The organism is Pseudomonas sp. NFACC14 (genome assembly GCF_900106885.1).
In the GTDB taxonomy this organism is placed as follows: Bacteria; Pseudomonadota; Gammaproteobacteria; order Pseudomonadales; family Pseudomonadaceae; genus Aquipseudomonas; species Aquipseudomonas fluorescens_AA.
On sequence record NZ_FNOA01000009.1, the window covers coordinates 211,176 to 233,489 of the forward strand.

The window sequence follows — 22,314 nt, forward strand, 5'->3', positions numbered from 1 at the left end:
GGGGGAATATTGTTTTGCCCCTCAAACTTCCTCTAGCGCACCGTCTTCTATCGGCGATCGAGTGCGACGCTTCAGCCATTCAAGCGCATCGTCCACGTAAGTGAAAATCACCGGTACCACCAGCAGGCTCAACAACGTCGACGTCAGCAATCCCCCCATGACCACCACCGCCATCGGTTGCCTGAAACTCGGGTCCTCGCCCATTCCCATCGCCGTCGGCAACATCCCGGCCCCCATCGCGATGGTGGTCATCAGGATCGGTCGGGCACGCTTGTGGCACGCATCCACCAACGCATCGTATCGACCCAGGCCATAATCGCGGCGAGCCATGATGGCGTACTCCACCAACAGGATGGAGTTCTTGGTCACAATGCCCATCAACATCAACAAGCCGATGACCGAGGACAGGGAGAAACTGAAGTTGCACACCAGCAAGGCCAACAACGCGCCACCCAGCGAGAGCGGCAAGGCCGAAAGAATCGTGGCCGGTTGCAAGAAGTCGTGGAACAACAGCACCAGGACTGAATAGATACAAAACACGCCGATGGCCATGGCCAGGCCGAAGCTGGCGAACAACTCCGTCATCAGTTGCAATTCGCCCTGCTCCACCAGTTTCACTTCAGCTGGCAAGCTGCGCATCACCGGCAGTTGACGGGCCTCGGCCATGACCTCACCCAGGTTGCGACCGTTGAGCTCGATAGACAGGGTGACATTGCGCAGGCGGTCCAGTCGGCTGATTTGCGCCGGCCCACTGCCCATGCTGATGTCCCCCAACGAGGCCAGGGCGACCTGGCCGTCTCGACCGGTTACCCGCAATTGGCTGATCGCCTGCAAATCGTCGCGCAACAGCGAATCCATGCGCACCCGCACGTCCACCTGGCGCTGGGATAGATTGATCTTGCCCAGTTGCGAGGAGTATTCGCCGTAAGTCGCCATGCGCAAGGTATCGGCGATGTCCTGGCTGGTGATACCCAATTCCGCTGCCCGGGCAAAATCCGGCCGCATCTGGATTTCCGGCCGTTGCAAGGCGCTGCTGGACGAAACATTGCCGATCCCGCGCAACCCACGCAACTGGACCTCAAGGGCGCCGGCCGTGCGCTCCAGCAGATCGCCGTCATCGCTGGCGAGCACGATATTGAGCTTCTCTCCGCTGCCATCGCCGCCAACATTGATGCGTACTCCTGGAAGTGTGCGCAACACCTGGCGCATCTGCGCTTCGACCTCCACCTGCTTGCGATCGCGCACATTGCGAGGCGCCAGCTCCACCGTCAGGATCGCATCGCCGGCGCCAGTGATATCGCCAGGCCCGGTACCCGAACTGCTGGCGGTCCCCACCGAGCTGAACACATGCGTGACGTCGGGGAGTCCGCGCAGTCGTTCGCTGGCCTGCAAGGCCATCGCGGTGGTGTGTTCCAGTGTCGTTCCTGGCGGCAGCTCCAATGTTATCTTGCTGCGGCCGGTGTCTTGCGCCGGCAGGAAGCTGGTGGGCAGCAACGGAACCAGCGCCAGGGCCCCGACGAAGCACAGGCCGGCCAGGCCCATCGTCGTCTTGCGCCAAGTCAGGCTGGCATGAATCCAGCCCAGGTAGCGGGTCATCAACGGGCTGTCATGGTCGACTTCATGCCTTGCCTTGAGGAAATAAGCCGCCATCATCGGCGTCAGCAGCCGCGCCACCAGCAGTGAAAACAGCAGCGCCGCCGACGCGGTCACGCCGAACTGGCGGAACAGCTTCCCGGCGATCCCCCCCATGAACGCCGTGGGCAGGAACACTGCGACCAGGGTGGCCGTCGTGGCGAGCACCGCCAGACCGATTTCATCCGCGGCCTCGGTGGCGGCCTGAAGCGGGGTTTTGCCCATGCGCAAATGCCGCGCGATGTTCTCGATCTCGACGATGGCATCGTCCACCAGCACACCGATGACCAGCGCCAGGGCCAGCAGGGACACGGCGTTGAGGGTGAACCCGGCCAGGTACATCACGCCAAAGGTGGGGATGATCGACAGCGGCAGTGCCGTGGCGACGATAAGCGTGGCGCGCCAGTCTCGCAGGAACCACCAGACCACCAGTACCGCCAACAACATGCCTTCGTACAGCAAATTCATCGAGTCGTGGTAGTTGGCGAGCACGGCCTTGACCGTGTCACTGGCTTCAACGATCTGCACGTTGGGATGCTGTTTTTCAAACGCGGCCATGGCCTTGCGCACGTCATTGGCGACGCCGACATCGGAGAACCCCAGGGAACGGGTGACCTGGAAACCGATCACAGGCCTGCCATCGCGAAACGCCCGGGTGCTGCGTTCGGCGTGGGTGTCGCGAATGTCGGCCAACTGTCCCAGGGCGAGCAGGCGGCCGTCGCCGCTGGGAATGTCGATGGCACCGAGGCCCGCCGGATCGTCAATGGCCCCCAGGGTCCGCATGGCTTGCTGGCCGCTGCCCAGATTGCCCTGGCCGCCGGAGTTGTCCTTTTGCATCGCCCGCAACTGGTTGGCGATGTCCGTGACGCGAATGCCCAGGCCCGCCATCAGGGCCGGGTCGAGATTGACCTGGACTTCCCGGTCGACACCGCCCATGCGTGCGATCATTGCCACTCCGGGCACCGCCAGCAGCTGTTTGCTCAACTCATTGTCGACGAACCACGACAACGCCTCTTCATCCAGGTTATCGGAGTCGATGACATAGGTCAGCAATGCCGAGGCGCTGGTGGTCAACCGGGAGACCGAGGGTGTGTCCAGGCTCGCCGGCAACTGCGCCATGGCACTGTCGACCGCGTTACGGACTTCGTTGAGCGCCTCGTTGCCATCCTTGTCGATGTCGAAGCTGACGCTGATATTGACGGCACCGTCGGTGATGGTCGTCGTCACGTGCTTGAGCAGACGCAGGGACGTCAGTTTGTCCTCGATCTTGCGCGCCACTTCCGTTTCCAGTTGCTCCGGGGCCGCGCCTTCCAGCGAGGCGCTGATCACCACCACTGGCAGGTCCATGTCCGGGAAATCCTGGATGGCGAGCTTCTCGAAACCCGACAGGCCAAACAGCGTCAGCAGAATGAACAGCATGACGGCCGGGACCGGATGGCGGATCGACAGGGCGGAAATGTTCATGGCTGGGCGACCTGGGATTGAACGAGGGTCACACTCGCGCCATCGTTGAGGAACGCACCGCCGGCACGCACGATTCGGGCAGGCTCATCGAGGCCGCTGAGGATCTCCACGGCCTGATGCAAGCGCCGGCCGACCACCACCGGTCGCTGGACCACGCGCATGTCGTCATTGAGCGTGAACACATAGGAACGCCCGTCCCGCAGGATGACGGCAGTGTCTGGCACCGTGACGGCCTCGCGGGGCGCCAGCTCGATCTGGCCGCTGGCATACATACCGGCCTGCGCGGCGCTGTCGGTGGGCAGGGAGACGTAGACCAATCCCCGGCTGGTCTTGGTATTCAACGTGGGCGATACCAGCCGCACGCGCCCTTCCAGGCTCTGGCCGTCGGGCAACGTCATACGGGCGACCTGGCCAGGCTGAACCTGGGCCAGTTGCCGGGCATCCAGCTCGGCCTGCCATTCGATGCGGCCATCGCGCACCATGCGAAACAGCTCGTCACCGGCGGAGAGCACCTTGCCAAGCAGCGCCGTGCGCGCCGAAATGACGCCATCGTCCACGGCGAGGATGCGGGTTTGTCCGAGCCTGATCCGCGTGCTCTGCAATTCGGCACGGGCGCCGGCCAGGTCAGCCTCGGCGAGCGCGACCTTGATCCGGTAGTCTTCACGCTGTTGCTCAGACAAGGCCCCGCCCTGCCCGACGACCCGGGCCCGACGATCATTGGAGCGGGCCTGCTCCAGGTTGGCGCCAGCCTGGGCGACGAGCGCCTTCTGCTTGTTCTCCTCGGCAATCACCGTTTCGCTGGCCAGCGTGGCCAGTAATTGGCCTTTCTTCACCCGGCTACCCACATCGGCCTCGATGCTGGCGATGCGCAGATTGCTGGTCTCGGCATTGATGACCGCTTCCTGCCAGGGGGCGAGCGCGCCATTGGCAAACAGTAACTGCGGCCAGATCTGGCGTTGCGCCTGGACGACTTCCACGCTCAAGCTGCTGACCTGGGGGGCAGCCTCGACCGGTTCAGCGCCCCGGCGAAAATAGATCAGCGCCACCACGATCGCACACACCGCGATCGCCAACGCGAACTTGCCTGATCGCGACCTCACGCGCCGTCCCCGCCCGAGGCCCGACTGCGCGCAAGGGGCTGACCGGCTTGCCAGCCGCCCCCCAGTGCCTTGTACAGGGCGATCCAGTAGCGCACTTGATTCTGCTGCAAGGTGATCAATTCAATCTCGGCTGTCAGCGCCTGGCGGCGTGCGGTTTCCCGGTCCAGGAGGCTGACATTGCCGGCCTGCCAACTGCGGTCGATGGCCTCGAACGATTCCCGGAAGCCTGCGGTGGAACGCTCCACATCCGACTCCCGGCGACGGGCCGCATCGAGACGCACCAGCGCCTGCTCCACTTCCATCACACCGGTGCGCAGCGTTTGGCGATAGGCCGCCAGGGCCGCTTCATACGAGGCCTTGGCACCCTCCACTGCCGCGCGCCGCTTGCCACCGTCGAACAGCGGAACCGACAGCACAGGGCCCAGCGACCAGGAACGGTTGCGCTGGCCCACCATGGTTCCCACGGAAATCGTCCCGGAAAGACTCAGGCTCGGCAGGCGATCAGCCTGAGCCACGCCGATCTCGGCATTCGCCGCTGCCAGCTCGCGCTCGTCGGAGGCGATGTCCGGGCGTTGGCGCAACAAGTCGGCCGGAACCTCCTGCACGTTGAGTTCGGCCGGCTGCGGCAGTTGCGCAGGCGTGTGGCCCAACACATCCAGCAGTCGCCCTTCATCACTGCCTGTCAGTGCCACCAGGCTCTTGAGCAGCACCTGGCATTCACTCTGCTGCTGGACCAGGGTCGCGGCGCTGCTGGCGGCACTGGCATCGGCCAACGCGGCGTCGGCGGAAGACGTGAAGCCCGCCCCGAACGACTGACGCGTCATGCGCGCGGTGTCTTGTTGTGACTGGGCCTGGTCACGGTAAGCCAATACCAACTTCTGGCAGCCACGGTATTGCACGTAGTAATCACCCACCTGGGCCGCCAGGGAAACCCTTGCGTCATGCCAGTCATCCACCCGTGCTTCGACGCGGGAGTTGGCGGCTTCATTGTTGCGGCGCAACTTGCCGAACAGATCGAGTTCCCAGGCGGCATCCATCGCTGCAGAAGAGCCAGAGCCCCCCTGGCGCTGCGAACCGGTCTGCTGCCCACCTCGGCCACCGGACACCCTGGCGTCGAACTTGGGCAAGGCATCGGCGGCGTCACTGTCGGCGGTCGCACGGGCCAGCGAGATATTCGCCCAGGCCTGGTCCATGGAGGGGCTGTCGGCTTCGGCCAGGCGCAACAGCTCGGCCAATGCCGGGTCATCGAATTGTCGCCACCAGTCGGCCAACGCGGCCACGGACGCGCCATGGGGCACCGGTGCCTGCCACTTGGCGGCGATCGGGACGTCTGGCACCCGATAGTCGGGGCCCAATACGCAGCCACTCAAGGCCGCCGCACACAGTGTCACCAGCAATATGCTCTCTGGAGGCTTGAAGACATGCATAGGGTTCTCTAGGGGTGTCAAAGGTGAAAACAGCAAGGCACCCGGCACCGGCACAACTCAGGGAGATGGCGGATTATTAACGATGGCTTGATGAGGCTCGCATGGCCGTTATTTAACCTTGTGCCCGTTCCGATGTCTGGCGTGGAAATTGGGGACAGGTGCCGGCAGGAAAACTCGCGATAACGACGGGGGCCTGTTGAAATGAGCTCGACCTGCCCAGTAATGGCTGCACTTGCTGTCGAGCATGAATGGCCCCGCTCGGTTCACGTTCCATAGCCAATGGATGATCGAATATGGAAGCACTCACTTATCTCGAAAACATCGAGTCGAACGCACGTACCTATGCGCAGACTTTCCAGCGCCTGTTCGTCAGCGGCAGGGGCATGCGTATCAAGGATGCCAGCGGCCAGGAGTTTCTCGATTGCCTGTCGAACGCCGGGACACTGGCCCTGGGGCATAACCCGCCCGAAGTCCGGGACGCGGTGATGCGCTTCCTCGACAGCGATCACCTGCAGCAGGCACTCGACCTGGCCACGCCGGCCAAGCATGCGTTCGTGCAGGAGCTGTTCTCGATGCTGCCTGCGCAAATGCGCGACACCAGCAAGATTCTCTTCTGCGGGCCCAGCGGTTCGGATGCCGTCGAGGCCGCCATCAAATTGGCCCGCCACTACACCAAACGCTCGCCATTGATGGCGTTCCACGGCGGCTACCATGGCATGACGGCCGGCGCACTGTCAGCGATGGGCAAGCTGTCCCCCAAGACCGGCGATGGCCTGATCGCCCAAGGCACGCACTTTCTGCCCTTTCCCTATCGGTTTCGATGCCCGTTCGGCACCAACGGCGAGCATACCGATCAACTGTCCATCGACTACATCCGTACCGTCCTCTCGGACCCCGAAGGCGGCATCGCCAAACCGGCAGCGGTCATCGTCGAGGTGGTACAGGGCGAAGGCGGTTGCATCCCGGCCTCGGCCAACTGGCTGCGGGCGCTACGGGAAATCACCCTCGAGCAGGATATCTTGCTGATCGTCGACGAAGTCCAGACCGGCCTGGGTCGCACCGGCAGCACATTCGCCATCGAGCACGCCGGCATCGTCCCCGACATCCTGGTGCTGTCCAAAGCGATCGGCGGTGGCTACCCACTGGCGGTGATCGTCTACGCCGAACATCTGGATACCTGGGGCCCCGGCATGCATGCGGGGACCTTCCGCGGCAATCAGATAGCAATGGTTGCCGGCGCCGCCACCATGCAGCAAATCCGCAAGGACCATCTCGTCGCCCATGCCGCCCGGATGGGCGAACGACTGGAAAGCGGCCTGCGGGACATCGCGCAGCGTTCCCCATTCATCGGCGATATCCGCGGTCGCGGGCTGATGATCGGCGTGGAAATCACCAAGCCGACCGACAACCAGCGCGCCGGCCAGGCTGACGGCGCCCGGGCACAGGCCATCAAGCTCAACTGTTTCGACAACGGCTTGATGATGGAAACCGGTGGGCGCCATGGCGCAGTGCTCAGGTTCCTGCCGCCCCTGACCATCACCGAGACCGAGGTCGGCATGGTGCTGGACCGCTTCGAACAGGCGGTGAGGAAGGTGGGCGAGACTCGCCCGCAGGCGGCACGCGTGGCGGTATAAGGCGCCAGGCACACCTTATGTGGCGAGGGAGCTGGCTCCCTCGCCACAGGGTTCCCTACCTGGCTTCAAGCCAGGGTAGCCCGGATCAATCCCGTGCCAATGCGTTGATCGGATCGAGCCGCGCGGCATTACGCGCGGGCACGAAGCCGAACACGATGCCGATCAGGGTCGAGCAGACGACAGCGGCGACGATCGATCCCATCGAGAACACCATCTGCCATTCCTTGACGAAGATCGAGAAGACGTAGCCGATCCCGAACGACAAGGCGATGCCAATCGTGCCGCCCATCAGGCACACCATCACCGCCTCCACCAGGAACTGCTGGCGTATATCGGACTGACGTGCACCGACAGCCATGCGGATACCGATCTCACGGGTACGTTCGGTCACCGAGACGAGCATGATGTTCATCACCCCGATGCCCCCCACCACCAGCGAGATGATCGCAATCAACGAGAGCAGCAGCGCCAGGGACTGGCTGGTCTTTTGCACTGTCTGCAACACGCTGTCGAGGTTGTAGGTGAAGAAGTCCTTGATGCCATGGCGTTGGGTCAGGAGCTTGACAACGTTGTCTTCCACGACTTTGCTCGGTTGCCCGTCCTTTATCCGTACCGTGACGCTGTCCAGGAATCGCTGGCCCAGCAACCGGCCGGCCGCCGTTTCATAGGGCATCCAGATGTTCAGGTTTTTGTTGGTATTGAACACGCTTTTGCGGTCTTCGGTCACGCCGATGACCGTGCAAGGCAGGTTGTCGATGAGAATCACCTTGCCCAATGGGTCGGTGTTCGGGCCGAACAGTCGCTGGCGGGTATTATGGTCGATCACCACCACTTGTGACTGCCGCCGGGCATCGTCCTTGCTGAACGCGACACCGGAACCGATCTTGATCCCGCGAACCTGGAAATAGCTCTCGCTCACACCGTTGACGGTCGCATTGAGGTCGATATTTTCATAACGCAACAACAGGTTGCGGCCAACGTTGGGGGTCGCGCTGTCGATGTAATATTGATCACTCAGGGCCGTAACGTCGGACAGCACCAGGGTTTCGATCGCCGTCGAACGACTGTCCCCCCAGTCGGCCCCGGGCATGATCTCGATCGTATTGCTGCCGATCGCCTGGATGTCTTTCAGGACATACTGCTTGACCCCTTCGCCGATGGCCACGATCGAGACCACCGAGGTGATGCCGATGATGATGCCCAACATGGTCAGCAGAGTGCGCATGCGATGGGAGATCAGCGCCACCCAGGCCATGTTGAACGCCTCGCTGAACAGGCCGAAGCTGGCGAGCAGGCCGTTGGCCGATTTGGCTTTGGCCGGACGCGTGCCTTGCGGCGCCTGATCCTCCAGCGGTTGCTGCGGATTGGGCCGATCGCTGACAATCTCGCCGTCGCGGATCTCGATGATGCGCTGGGCGTGGGCCGCCACTTTCTCATCGTGAGTCACGATGATGACCGTGTGCCCCGCCCTGTTGAGCTCCAGCAGGATCTTCATCACTTCCTTGCCGCTGGTGGTGTCCAACGCCCCGGTGGGCTCATCCGCCAGAATGATGTCGCCACCGTTCATCAGCGCCCTGGCGATACTCACCCGTTGCTGTTGACCACCCGAGAGCTGGTTGGGCCGATTGCTCAAGTGCCCCACCAATCCCAAACGTTTCAACAACTCTCCGGCGCGACTGTGCCGTTGCGACTCGGCGGCGCCGGCATAAATCGCCGGCATCTCGACGTTATGCAAGGCGCTCAGGTGCGGCAGCAAATGGTAACGCTGGAAAATGAAACCGAAGTGATCGCGACGCAACACCGCCAGTTCCTGGTCGCTCATCGAACCGGTTTCGCGCCCGTCCACCTTGTAGCTTCCGCCGCTCGGATGGTCGAGGCAGCCGAGCACGTTCATCAAGGTCGACTTGCCGGAACCGGACGCCCCGGTGATCGCGACCACCTCGCCGGCATTGATCGTCAGGTTGATGTCCTTGAGGGCGACGAAGGCTTTTTCGCCAGCCAAGAAGCTGCGGGTGATGCCCTTGAGTTCCAGCAATGGTCGGGTCATGGTCAGGCTCCCGCCACGGCCGGGATTGGCTCGCCGATGACGACCTTGTCGCCTTCGGCCAGGCCATCCTTGATCTCGGCCCTGACATTGTTGTTGATGCCCATGCGCACGTTACGCGGCTGAGCCTTGCCTTCGGCATCCAGCACCCGGACCACGTAGCTGCCATCCTGGTTTTTCGCACCCAGGGCAGCGACGGGAACCGTCAACACGTCCTTGGCCTTGTCCAGGACAATACGAACCTGGGCCGTCATTGAAATGCGCAGGCGGTGATCGGGGTTCGGCACGTCGAAAAGGCTGTTGTAGAACACTGCGGTGTTCTGCTTCGGCGTCCCGGCGTTCTGGGTTTCGAGGAAGTTCTGTGGCGCCGGCTCAGTGCCGCGCAGCTTGGCGTAGTAACGCTTTTCCGACTCCCCCAGGATGGTGAAATACACCTCTTGGCCAGGCACGATGTGAATCACGTCGGCTTCCGACACCTGCGCCTTGACCGTCATGGTGTCCAGGTCGGCGAGCTTGAGCAGGACCGGCGCCAGTTGTTCGGCGATCACGGTCTGGCCTTCCTGCGTGACGATCCCCACCACATAGCCATCGATCGGCGCGACGATGTGGGTATAGGCCAGGTTGACGCGAGCGGTTTCCACTTGGATGCGGGCGTCCTTGATCTGTGCGTTGAGGGAGAGCAGGTTCGCCTCTTCCACCCTGTAGTTGGACTCGGCGGTCTCATACTCCTGTTTGGAAATCGCGTCGTCCGGCTGCAGTTTCCTGTAGCGATCGTAGGTGGCCTTGGCGTCCTTGAGTTGCGCCGCCGTGGCCTGCCGCTTGGCCACCAGGTTCTCTTCGTTGACCAGGGCCTGGCGCAGGGAGTTCTGCGCCAGCATCGGATCGATTTCCGCCAGCCACTGGCCCTTCTGGACCTTGTCGCCCAATTTCACCTTGAGCGATTTCAGTTGGCCCGACACCTGGGCGCCGACATCGACCTGCTTGACCCCCTGCAGCGTGCCGGACGCCAGCACCGCGTTCTCGATGTCCGTGCGCTCGACCATGGCGGTCAGGTACTCCGGCGGTTTGCCCGGCGATTGCGCGCTGTAGAAAATCAGACCGGCCACCACGACCAGTACGAGCACGATAGCGATTTTGCGAAACTTCGACTTTTCCATAAATAACCATGAGTGCGTTGATTTCAGACCCGGCCAACGTGGCGCCGGGCTCCATGGATGCGCGTCAAGGAGAGACAGTCATACGTAATCACTGGCGGCCTCCTCGTCGAGCATGGGAAGGCCGTCCTGCCACCAGGCTGCCAGGTTGTGTACGTGAGGGGCCTTGAGGATCGTGAAGTGGTTGCCCGGACCGTACCAGATACTGAGATCGGGGATATGCTTGCGCCATCCTTCGATCATTTGTTCCTGTTCGCGTTTGTTACCGGCCGTGTCCAGGGTTGGATCATTGGCCAGCACCAAGCGCACCGGCCCGGTGTAGCGATGTTGCGGTTGATAAACCGTGCGCAGGGCCGTACCGAAGGCCCGCGCCGGACCGCGCATCGAATCCACCGCCGAACGCTGCGGCAGCATGCCGGCCCGTACCATGCCCGCATGCAGCAAGCGCATCTGCGCGGTATCGTCCTGGGCACCGAAGACCGTGGCATCGATCCCCAACGACTTGCCGGAAGCCAACTGCATCGCCTCGATCAGCCGATTCAGCACCCCGGTCGCGGTATAGGGCTTGCCCACCACGCCGTTGCCGCCCGGCGACTCACTGTCGATCAGCGTCAACGAAGCCACCTTGCGCCCCCGGGCATGCAGGCGGGCCGCCATCTCGAACACGATCCAGCCGCCGAAGGAATGGCCGAGCAGATGCACCGGCCCCTCCGGTTGGACCTTGTCGATCGCGTCGAGGTACGCCTGGGCGGCCGTCTCCACGAGGCTGAAAGGCTCTGTGCTGCCGTCCAGCCCGCGGTGCTGCAGCCCATGGATAGGCCAGTCAGGACCGAAGGCATCGGTCAAGCCGATGAAACCGGTCACGCTGTCGCCTGCTCCCGGCACGCAGAAGATCGGCGCCCGATCGGCACGCCCGCCCTGGATCGTCAGCAGCGGCTGGTAACCGCTCTTCGGTGAAGGGGCCGGACGCGATGCGGCGGTGTGGAGTGCAGCAGTGATGGCCTGGCCCAATGCCTTGACATGGGGCATTTGCATCATGCTCTGGTGGTTACCCGGCACCTTGACGCAATGCAACTTGGACGTGGGCAGGACAGCGTCCCAGCCCAGGTAGCCGGAGTGCTCGGGCGCGTCGTCCTTGCGTTCTTCGGCCACCAGCAGATGCACCGGTACGGAAATCGGATACACCGTGTAATGGGCCAACGCATGACCATGGGCCACTTCGCGATCAAGGTACTGCCAGAGTTGCTCCGCGCTATAGACGGCCAGCTCGGCCGGCAGCACCGCCTCGTCGCGGCAATGCTGCACCAGGCCTGTGAAATCGAATCGATCCAATTGTCCGTGCAGATCGGCCAGATTCTCCAGGATCGCTGCAAGTACTTCTTCGCCAGGCAACGCAGCCCTCCAGAAAACATCGCAGCGGTCCAGCAGATGCAGCTTGTGGGCTTCGTCCAATGCCCAGCGCGACCGGCCCTGATCCACCAGCCGAGGCAGATAGCTGTCGATGAGACCGACGAACTCCACCTCCTCGTCCAGGCCGATCAGCTGGATCGCGGTCTCGTAGGCCAGCACGCCACCGAACGACCAGCCGGCCAGGCGATAAGGCCCTTTGGGTTGTACCGAACGAATGATCCCCACCAGGCGCGAGGCCATGCACTCCATCGTTTGCAACTGCGGCTCACCCCATTCGACGGCAGGCAGGCCATACACCGGGATATCCGGATCGATGTGCTTGCCCAGCATCGGGAAGTACAGGTCCAGGCCACTGAACTCATGCACCAGGAACAGCGGATTCTGCTGGCCGGTGGTGCGCACCGGTACGATGGCCTCCTTGACCTGGGCATCCTCGGTGCGGGCCTGCAGCATCGATGCCATCGACGCGACGCTTTCGTGCTGGAACAGCTCGGCCAGCGAGACGGTCAGGTTGGCCTGTGCCAACAATCCGACCAGCCGGATCGCCAGCAGTGAATGACCGCCCAGCTCAAAGAAGTTGTCGTGACGACCGATCTGCTCCAGCTTCAGGACGTCGGCCCACAAGCCTGCCAGCGCGACTTCCAGGTCGCCTTGCGGCGCCTCGTAGCCCTGGCTCCCATAAGCGTGCATTTCCGGCACCGGCAACGCCCCGGTGTTGACCTTGCCGTTCAGTGTCAGCGGCAACGACGTCAATTTCACATAGGCCGCCGGGATCATGTATTCCGGCAGCACGGAGCGCAGTTGGGCGCGCAGGACATCCGCATCGAGGTCCCCACCGTTCTCGTGCTCGGTGTAATACGCGATCAGGCACTTGTCGCCCGGACTGTCTTCACGCGCTACCACCAGGGCCTCGCGCACCCCATGGCACTCGTGCAAGCGGGCCTCGATCTCACCGAGCTCAATACGGAAGCCACGTATTTTGACCTGACCGTCATTGCGATCCAGGTATTCGATGGTGCCGTCGGGCAGCCAGCGGCCGAGATCGCCACTGCGGTACAGGCGCGCGCTGCCCGAATCGCTGAACGGATCGGCAATGAAGCGTTCCTCGGTCAGGTCCGGCCGGTTCAGGTAACCAAGGGCCACCCCGACACCCCCGATATGGATCTCTCCCGCGACACCCACAGGTACCGGTTGGCGCGCGGCATCGAGAATATACACCCGGGTGTTGGCAATGGGACGGCCGATCGGAACACTCGTTGCGCCATGTGGCACGGCAGTGACCACATGGGTCGTCGCAAAGGTGGTGGTCTCGGTGGGACCGTAGCAATGCACCAGCCGCAGCGAAGGAGCATGGGCCAACAGCCGCCGGAAGGAAGCCGGATCACCGCGCTCGCCACCGCACAGCAGGATCCGCAAGCCTGCCAGAGCATCCGGGATCAAGACCAGGTATTGATTGAACATGGCGGTGGTGACGAACAGCACCGACACCTCGGCCTCTGTCAGCGCCTGGGCGAATTGCGTCGGGCTGAGCAACGTCTCGTGATCAATGATCACAACGCGCCCGCCGTTGAGCAATGCCCCCCACACTTCCATCGTACTGGCGTCGAACGCCGGGTTCGAGGCGAACGCCACGCGATCCTGTACACCGAAATCCGCGTAGCCGTTATTGATCGCCAATCGGCCTATGGCCAGGTGCGGCACGATCACCCCTTTCGGGTGGCCCGTGGAGCCCGAGGTGTACATGATGTACGCCGGCGTATCGCTGGTTTGACCGGGGAATACCGCCGGCTGTGCAGCCTGGATCAATTGCAGTGTGTCCAGGTCCAATCGCGGCACGTCCTCCGGCAAGGCCCTGTCACGGGTCGTCAATACCAGCACCGCGGCGCTGTCTTGCAACATGAAACGCTGCCGTTCCTCGGGCGCATGGTGGTCCAGCGGTACATAGACGGCGGCGCACTTGAGGATCGCCAGTTCGCTGATGATGAGCTCGAACGAACGGTTCAGCATGATTGCGACTCGAGCCCCTGGCTGGACGCCTCGTTCAAGCAAGCAATGCGCCAGGTGATTGGCTCGCTCGTGCAGCTCCCGGTAGGTGAGTTGCCGCGCCCCATGCTGGAGTGCAATCGCGTCAGGCCGGGCCCTGACCTGAGCTTCGAACAAGCCGTGGACCGTCTCTTCGCGGGGATAGACCGTGTCGGTCGCATTGAAGTCGACCAGCAGTTGCCGGCGTTCCGCCGCTGGCAATATCGCCAGCTCACGCAAGGGCACCTCGGGCCTGCGCTCAAGCGCATCGACCAGGCTTTCCAGCGCCATGTGCATGTAGCCGCAGATGCGTTCTGCCCCGATGCGCGACTCCGCCAGGGCGGTCAGCACAAAGGCCTCGCCGAGGTCGTCGATGTTCAGCGACAGTGGGTAGTTGCTCCACTCCTCGCCGCCGAGCCCCTCGATCCCGTTCCAGGCCGACTGGGCCTCCTCGGTGACCTGCGTTGCGGTGTGCCGATAGTTCAGCAGTGCACTGAACAACGGCGTCGACGTAGCGACACCGCTGCAACGCTGTGCCAGTGCCAGCGACGCATGTTCGTGTCCCAGCAGCGCGGTGAGACGCGCATGCGTTGCCTTGACGCCTGCCCGGGCCCCGTCGACGCCGACGTCAACCCGCAGCGGCAAGGTGTTGATGAACAACCCTAGCGCCCGATCGGCCCCCTCACCGCCCTGCATCCGGCCCATCAGTACGGTACCGAACACCACGTCTTCGCGCCCGGACACGGCGCCCACCACCCGCGCCCAGGCCAGGTGATGCAGGCTCGCCGCGCTGACGCCAAGCAGTCGCGATTGTGTCCGCAGACGACGATTCAAACTGTCGTCCACACCCAACCTGGCCTGTTCGATGACATGGCTGTCGCCCTGCACGTCCTGCAGACCGAATGGCAGGGTCGGCTCCTGGATATCCTGGAGCATGTCCCTGAAGAACGCCTCGTGGGCGCTTTGCGTCACGCCAAGCCGCGCCTGGGCCACGTAGTTGCGATACGGCACGGCATCGCCCAACTGTGCCTGCTGCCCGAGCAAGTACGCTTGCATATCGTGCTGGATCACCTCCAGCGCGGTGTGATCGAGTGCAATGTGATGAAACAGCAGCAGCGCGACCCAGCGCTGGTGCTCGTCGTCATAGGCACAGGCAAGCCGCATCATGGGCGCCTGGCGCACATCGAGCCGAGAGTGCCGAGGGTCGAAACGCTCACGAAGCTGCGTCACCACGTCCTCGCCCGGCTCGACCGTACAGGTCTGCACCGCCAGTGGCGCTTCCCGCAGCACCACCTGCACCGGCTCGCGCAAGCCCTCCCAAAGCACAGCCGTGCGCAGGATATCGTGGCGGTCGATCACGCCTTGCAGCGCGCTCACGAACGCATCCAGCCGAGCACGGTCCTCTAGGTTGAACATGGCCTGCTGCACATAGAGATCGCCCTGCGACGAAACCAGGTGGTGATACAGAATCCCTTCCTGCAATGGCGCCAGGGCGTAGATGTCCTGGACATTGCTCACGCCACCGGGCACCCAGGCGACGATGGCGTCGACTTCCTGCTGCGTCAGGTCGGCAAGCGGCAACATCTGCGGGGTGATCCGCTCACAACCCGGCACGATGCCGTTGTCCGGCACCACGATTTCCGTCGTGCCGCCCACGGCTGCCGCCAACGCGGCCAGGGTCGGCTGGCCGAACAGCACGCGCACATCGGCGCTCAAGCCGGCTTGGCGCATGCGTTCGATCAACGTGACCGCCAACAACGAGTGCCCGCCCAATTCGAAGAAGTGGTCATGACGCCCCACCTTTTCGACCTTGAGCAACTCGGCCCACAGTTGCGCCAGTGTCGTTTCCACAGCGCCCTGCGGCGCTTCGTACTCACTGGTAATCACCGACGCCAGGTCCGGCGCCGGCAACGCCTTGCGATCCAGCTTGCCGTTGGGGGTCAACGGCAATGCCTCAAGCTGCACATAGGCTGCCGGCACCATGTATTCCGGCAGTTGCGCTAGCAACTGGGCACGCAGGGTTTCGATCTCGACGCGGTGCTCGTCACCGTGCACGGTGAAATACGCCACCAGCCGCTTGGACCCCGGCACGTCTTCGCGAGCCAGCACCACGCTTTCCTTGATCGCCTCGTGCCGGGCAAGCTTGGCTTCGATCTCGCCAAGTTCGATACGGAACCCACGGATCTTCACCTGATCGTCGTTACGCCCTAAGTAGTCGATGTTGCCGTCCGGCAGGTAGCGACCCAGGTCGCCGGTGCGGTACATCCGTGCATTCGGCCGGGTACTGAACGGGTCATCGAGGAAACGCTCGGCCGTCAGTTCCGGACGGTGCAGATAACCCCGCGCCACCTGGACGCCACCAATGTAGATCTCCCCAGCCACGCCCATGGGCACCGGTTGACCATGAGCGTCGAGCAAGTAGATCCGGGTATTGGCGATGGGCTTGCCGATCGGCGTGCTGTCCGGTGTGTCGGCACCGGAACAGTCCCACGCCGTCACGTCGACGGCCGCTTCGGTAGGGCCGTACAGGTTGTGCAATGCCGTCCGTGGCAGTCGCCCCTTGAAGCGCCGCACCAGATGCCCCGGCAACGCTTCGCCGCTGCACATCACCTGACGCAACCCCTCGCACTCGCCAGCTTCGCCATGGGCCAGGAACACGTCCAGCATCGACGGCACGAAGTGCATCGTGGTGATGCCGTGCCGCTGGATGGCTTCACGCAGGTACGCCGGGTCGCGATGCCCACCCGGACGCGCCATCACCAGCCGGGCGCCGGTGAACAGCGGCCAGAAGAACTCCCACACCGACACGTCGAAGCTGAACGGGGTCTTCTGCAGCACCGCGTCCGCGGCGCTCAGCGGGTAGGCGTCCTGCATCCACAGCAGGCGATTGACCACCGCGCCATGCTCGTTCATCACGCCCTTGGGCAGGCCGGTCGAACCCGAGGTGTAGATGACGTAGGCCAAATGGTTGGCATGCAGGCCCGAGACCCGCGGATTTCCGGTTGGCTGCGTGGCGAAGTCTTCCTCTTCGAGCACCATCACCCTGGCAGCGGTCGCGGGCAGGCTCGCCTGCAAGGCGCGCTGGGTGAGCACCACCGTCGGTGCACTGTTCTCCAGCATGTAGGCCAGGCGGTCGGCCGGGTAATCCGGATCGAGCGGCACGTAGGCGGCGCCGGACTTGAGAATGCCCAGCAGCGCCGCGACCATGTCCGTACTGCGGTCCACGCAGATCGCCACGCGGTCATCCGGACGAATGCCCAGGGCAAGCAACCGGTAAGCGATCTGGTTGGCGCGGCCGTTCAGTTGGGCGTAGCTCAGTTGCTGCTCTTCGAACACCACGGCGACGGCCTCCGCGGACGCTGCCACCTGTGCCTCGAACAGGCCATGCAGGGTCAGGCCTCGCGGATAGTCGACGGCTGTAGCATTGAACGCTTCCAGCAGATGCTGGCGCTCTGTGTCCTCCAACAGCGGGATCTGCGCCACCAACGCCTGCTCATCGGCAACCATGGCGCGCAAGATACATTCGAGGTAGCCGAGGTAGTGCTCCATCGTGGCCTGGTCGAACAGTGCCGTGGCGTACTCCAGCGAACCGAACAGGCGACCATCGATCAGGGCCATGTCCAGCAAAACATCGAACTTGGCGGTACGGCTGGTCACCCCCAGCCCTTGCAATGACAGGTCGGACAGTTCCATCCCGCCGGCTTCGCTGTTCTGCCACGACAGCATGGCCTGGAACACTGGGCTGTGGGACAGGCTGCGCAATGGCCGGACCACTTCCACCACCTGCTCAAACGGCAAATCCTGATGCGCCTGGGCGCCCAGGGTCTGGGCCTTGACCCGTTGCAGCAAGGCGTCGACGGTCAGTTCGGCCGAAACCTCGACGCGTATCGCCAGGGTGTTGACGAACAAGCCGATCAGGTCTTCGACCTGCGCCTGCATGCGGTTCGCCGTCGGTGTGCCGATGACGACATCATCCTGCCCGGACATCCGGCTCAGCAGCGCGGCCCACGCGGCCATCACCGTCATGAACAACGTGGCGCCATGGCGCTGGCTCAAGGCCCTGAGGCCTTCGGTCAGCGCTTCATCGAAGGCGATCCCCACCGCGTGGCCTGAATGATCCTGCTGGGCTGGCCGTGGCCGGTCCGTCGGCAAGGTCAGCAATGCCGGTGCGCCGGCCAGGGTGTCTTGCCAGTAGCGTTCCTGGCGGCTCAACACCTCTCCGGTGAGCCAGCGTCGCTGCCAGACGGCGTAGTCGGCGTATTGCACCGGCAAGGCCGGTAGCGGGTCGTCCTGGCCTTGGCTGAATGCCGCGTACAGCACGCCCAATTCACGGGTCAGTACATCGGCGGACCAGCCGTCCGAGACGATGTGGTGCAGGGTCACCAGCAACACATGGTCAGCATCGCCCATGTGCACCAGGCGACCACGGGCCAGTGGGCCACGGCTCAGGTCAAACGCCTGCCGTGCTTCCTCCCCGGCCATGCGCGACAGCTCGGCCTCGGCATCCGGGTGGGCGGACAGGTCATGCCGTTGCAAGGCGAAACCGATGTCGGCCGGAGCAATGCATTGCTCCACTTCCTGGCCCTGGACAAAGGTCGTGCGCAAGGCTTCGTGACGGGCGACGATGCGGTCCAGGGCGCGTTGCAAGGCGTTGCGATCCAGGCTGCCGCGCAGGTGCAGGGCGGCGGGCATGTGATAGGCCACGCTGGCGGCGTGGTCCAGTTGATCGAGGAACCACAGGCGTTGCTGGGCAAACGACAACGGTAATGCCTGCTCGCGGGACACCGGCACGATGTCCGGCCGGGTGCTGCGTGCCGCTCGGGCCAGCACCTGGGCCAACGCACTCAGCTCAGGTTGGGCAAAGACCTCGTTCAGGCTCAGTTCCACCCCCAACTGCTCGCGCACCTGGGCAATCAAGCGCATCACCAGCAACGAATGCCCGCCCAGTTCGAAGAAGTGGTCGTGACGCCCTACCGCTTCGACGTTGAGCATGCCCTGCCAGATCTGCGCCAGGGCGACTTCCGTGGCCCCTTGCGGTGCTACATGCGTACGACTGGCGAAGGCCTCGGCATCCGGCGCCGGCAGTGCCTGGCGGTCGAGCTTGCGGTTCGGCGTCAGCGGCAGCGCAGCCAGGCTGACGAACGCACTCGGTACCATGTACTCGGCCAGCAGGGTCGACAGTTCCGAGCGCAAGGCAGCCGCGCTCAGGGTGATACCGCCGTGCGGCACGACATAGGCCACCAGGCGCTTGTCCCCCGGCGTGTCCTCGCGCACGATCAGCGCCGCTTCCTTGACCCCGGCGCAGTGGCTGAGCCTGGTTTCGATTTCACCCAGCTCGATACGGAATCCCCGCACCTTGACCTGGAAGTCATTGCGCCCCAGGTATTCGATGCGTCCGTCCGGACGATAGCGGGCCAGGTCGCCGGTCTTGTACATGCGGGCGTCGGGCTGGTCACTGAATGGATCGACGAGGAAGCGTTCGGCATTGATCGCGTCGAGGTTCAGGTAACCCCGGGCCACGCCGTCGCCACCGATGTAGATCTCTCCCGCCACTCCGAACGGCACCGGCTGGCGGTGGCCGTCGAGCAGGTAGATACGGGTGTTGGCCATCGGCGTGCCGATGGTGGCGTTGCCGGCCGCGCCGTCGGCGTCGTAGTGCATGTAGGCGGCGGTGCACGATACGGTCGCCTCGGTCGGGCCATAGGTGTTGATCAGCCGGGTATGGGCCGAGCGCACCGCGTCCCACATCTGCAGTTTTTGCATCGACAGCGCGTCACCGGTGACGTTGACCAGGCGCACATCGCGCAGATGATCGCGGGCCTGCGCCGGCGTGCCGTGCCATTCGGCCGCCAGGGAATGCCAATGCGCAGCGGTCAAATGCACGAAGGTTGGCCGGAGCCCGGCGTCCTGCTGCAACTCGACGCTGCCGAACAGCGCGCGGGTCGGCGCCAGGGTGGCGCCGGCGACCAGCGCCGGGAAAATCTCTTCCACCGAGAGGTCGAAGTTCAACGTGTTCTGCTGCAGCACCGTATCGGCCGGCGTCAGCTCGAACAGGCGCACGGCGTCTACGCAGTAGTTGACCAGGCCCCGGTGTTCGATCATCACGCCCTTGGGCGCGCCGGTCGAACCCGAGGTGTAGATCACGTAGGCCAGATGGCGCACGCCGAGGGTCGCCACCACCGGGTTGTCGTCGCGGCCCGCGGCAATGCCGCTGCGCACTCGCTCGACGTAGTCGAGCAGCACCACTGGCGCTGCCAGTGGCGGCAGGCAGTCTTGCAGTGCGCGCTGGGTCAACAGCGCTACCGGGGTGCTGTCGGCGATCATGTAGGCCAAACGTTCGGCGGGATACGCCGGGTCCAGCGGCACGTAACCGCCACCGGCCTTGAGTACCGCCAACAGGCCCACCAGCATTTCGGCGCTGCGCTCGACACAGATCGCCACGCGGTCGTCGGGACGGATGCCCAGCCCGATCAGGTGATGGGCCAATTGGTTGGCCTGGCGATTCAGTTCGGCATAGCTCAGGCGTTCGCCTTCAAATACCACGGCAATGGCCTGCGGCCGAATCGCGACCTGGGCCTCGAAGAGTTGATGGATTGTCTGTTCACGGGGGTACGGTGCCTGGTTCGCGTTGAGCCCGACCAGCAGACGCTGGCGTTCGGCGTCGTCCACCAGGGCGATCTGCTCGATCAGCGTCTGGTCACTTGCCACCATGGCACGCACCACCCGCTCGAAATAACCGAGGTAACGCTGCACCGTGGCCTCGTCGAACAAGGCCGTGGCGTATTCCAGGGCGCCGAAGACCTGCCCCTGAGCCTCGCCGAGTTCCAGGGACAGGTCGAACTTGGCGATATTGCTCGCCACACCAAGGCTTTCGAGCTTCAGGTCGCCCAACACCAGCTCGCTGTTGTCCAGGGTCTGCCAGGACAACATGGCCTGGAACAGCGGGCTGTGGGACAGGCTGCGTACCGGATTGAGCACTTCCACCACCTGCTCGAACGGCAGGTCCTGATGCGCCTGGGCACCCAGGGTCTGATGCCTGACCCGCGCCAGCAAGGCCTCGACCGTCGGTGCGCCCGAAACGTCGATACGCACGGCCAGGGTGTTGACGAAGAAGCCGATCAACCCTTCGACTTCCGACCGTGTGCGGTTGGCCACCGGCGAACCGATCACCACGTCATCCTGCCCGCAAAGGCGACTCAACAACGCCGCCCAAGCCGCCATCAACGTCATGTACAGGGTGACGCCGTGACGCTGGCTCAAGGTTTTGAGATTGGCCGTCAGCTCGGTGTCGAACGCCAGGGGCAGCGCCGCCCCGCTGTAGTCCTGCTGCGCCGGGCGCGGCCGGTCCGTCGGCAACATCAACAGCGCCGGCGCATCGGCCAGGGTTTGCCGCCAGTAGCTGCTCTGGGCCTGCAACACGTCGCCGCTCAGCCAGCGGCGTTGCCACAGGGCGTAGTCGCCGTATTGCACGGCCAGCGCCGGCAGCGGATCGTCCAGGTCATGTCGGAACGCTTCGTAGAGCGCTGCCAGTTCCTTGACCAACACACCCATGGACCAGGCATCCGAAACGATGTGGTGCATGGTCACCAGCAACACATGCTCCTCGTCACCCAGGCGGATCAACCGGCCACGGATCAGCGGGCCGTGCTCCAGGTCGAAGGCGTCGACGGCTTCCCGCGCCGCCAGGGCGTGCACTTCGGTTTCGGCATCGATCCGCTCGGAAAAGTCATGCTGCAGTAAGGCAAACCCGCTATCGGCTGCGGCGATACACTGCCGGGGCTCCTCGCCCTGGACCTGGACGAAAGTCGTCCGCAACGCCTCATGACGGGCAACGATGCGATCCAGCGCCCGCTGCAGGGCGACGCGCTCCAGAGTGCCACGCAGACGCAGGCCGGCCGGCATGTGGTAGGCCGAGCTGGCCCCTTCCATCTGCGCCAGGAACCACAGGCGCTGTTGGGCGAACGACAGCGGCAGGGGTTCGTCGCGGGAGGCCCTGACGATCTCCGGCAATGTGCTGCGCCCAGCCTGGGACACGGCCTGCGCCAGTTCCATGAGTCCGGGATGAGCGAACAGAGCGGTGAGGCTCAGCTCCACGCCCAGGCGCAAACGGACCTGGGAGATCAGTTGCATCGCCAGCAATGAATGGCCGCCCAATTCGAAGAACTGGTCGTGACGGCCGATCTGTTGCAGGCCCAGCAGGTCCTGCCAGATCTGCGCCAGGGTCGTTTCGACTTCACCTCGGGGTGCTTCGTAGCCGCGGGTGATGACCGAATCCAGGTCTGGGGCCGGCAGGGCCTTGCGGTCGAGCTTGCCATTGGGGGTCAGGGGCAGTGCGTCAAGCTGCACGTAGGCTACCGGGACCATGTAGGCCGGCAACTGCGCTTGCAGGTAGCTGCGCAGGGTTTCGATATCCACCACGTCGGATTG

7 protein-coding genes are annotated in these 22,314 nt (G+C 63.9%); 1 reads left to right on the forward strand and 6 read right to left on the reverse strand.

What is annotated here, in order from left to right; translation table 11 throughout:
- Nucleotides 1–21: 21 nt before the first annotated feature.
- The 3 genes from BLU85_RS16120 to BLU85_RS16130 are packed head-to-tail and all read right to left on the reverse strand — an operon-like array spanning nt 22 to nt 5,623.
- Nucleotides 22–3,096 carry an efflux RND transporter permease subunit gene (locus BLU85_RS16120; protein WP_092200577.1) on the reverse strand — a complete coding sequence of 1,025 codons (3,075 nt, stop codon included), beginning with the start codon at nt 3,094–3,096 and terminating at the stop codon, nt 22–24.
- Entirely contained in the window at nt 3,093–4,196 is a 1,104-nt protein-coding gene (locus BLU85_RS16125; RefSeq protein ID WP_371128548.1) for an efflux RND transporter periplasmic adaptor subunit, read from the reverse strand. Before BLU85_RS16125 ends, BLU85_RS16120 begins: the two co-directional genes overlap by 4 nt.
- Nucleotides 4,193–5,623: an efflux transporter outer membrane subunit gene (locus BLU85_RS16130; RefSeq protein ID WP_092200571.1), complete on the reverse strand. Its 1,431-nt coding sequence runs from the start codon at nt 5,621–5,623 to the stop codon at nt 4,193–4,195. The genes BLU85_RS16125 and BLU85_RS16130 overlap by 4 nt, the downstream gene beginning before the upstream one ends.
- 293 nt (nt 5,624–5,916) lie before the next feature.
- Between BLU85_RS16130 and BLU85_RS16135 the strand changes: the two genes are divergently transcribed.
- Nucleotides 5,917–7,257 carry a diaminobutyrate--2-oxoglutarate transaminase family protein gene (locus BLU85_RS16135; protein WP_092200568.1) on the forward strand — a complete coding sequence of 447 codons (1,341 nt, stop codon included), beginning with the start codon at nt 5,917–5,919 and terminating at the stop codon, nt 7,255–7,257.
- Nucleotides 7,258–7,342: 85 nt separating this feature from the next.
- On the opposite strand, the gene BLU85_RS16140 is transcribed toward BLU85_RS16135, so the two are convergent.
- The 3 genes from BLU85_RS16140 to BLU85_RS16150 form a co-directional block, all read right to left on the reverse strand.
- Complete coding sequence (locus BLU85_RS16140) at nt 7,343–9,304, reverse strand: MacB family efflux pump subunit (RefSeq protein WP_092200565.1); 1,962 nt, start codon at nt 9,302–9,304, stop codon at nt 7,343–7,345.
- 2 nt (nt 9,305–9,306) lie between these two features.
- Nucleotides 9,307–10,458, reverse strand: a complete 1,152-nt coding sequence (macA, locus tag BLU85_RS16145) for a macrolide transporter subunit MacA (protein ID WP_092200562.1) — start codon at nt 10,456–10,458, stop codon at nt 9,307–9,309.
- 78 nt (nt 10,459–10,536) lie between these two features.
- A partial coding sequence (locus tag BLU85_RS16150) for a non-ribosomal peptide synthetase (RefSeq protein ID WP_139212809.1) occupies nt 10,537–22,314 on the reverse strand: 11,778 nt, incomplete at its 5' end.

Bases quoted from the DNA above. Each gene is read 5' to 3' on its own strand.
- BLU85_RS16120 (WP_092200577.1), bottom strand. From the start codon at position 3,096: ATGAACATTTCCGCCCTGTCGATCCGCCATCCGGTCCCGGCCGTCATG.
- macA (WP_092200562.1), bottom strand. From the start codon at position 10,458: ATGGAAAAGTCGAAGTTTCGCAAAATCGCTATCGTGCTCGTACTGGTC.
- BLU85_RS16130 (WP_092200571.1), bottom strand. From the start codon at position 5,623: ATGCATGTCTTCAAGCCTCCAGAGAGCATATTGCTGGTGACACTGTGT.
- BLU85_RS16140 (WP_092200565.1), bottom strand. From the start codon at position 9,304: ATGACCCGACCATTGCTGGAACTCAAGGGCATCACCCGCAGCTTCTTG.
- BLU85_RS16135 (WP_092200568.1), top strand. From the start codon at position 5,917: ATGGAAGCACTCACTTATCTCGAAAACATCGAGTCGAACGCACGTACC.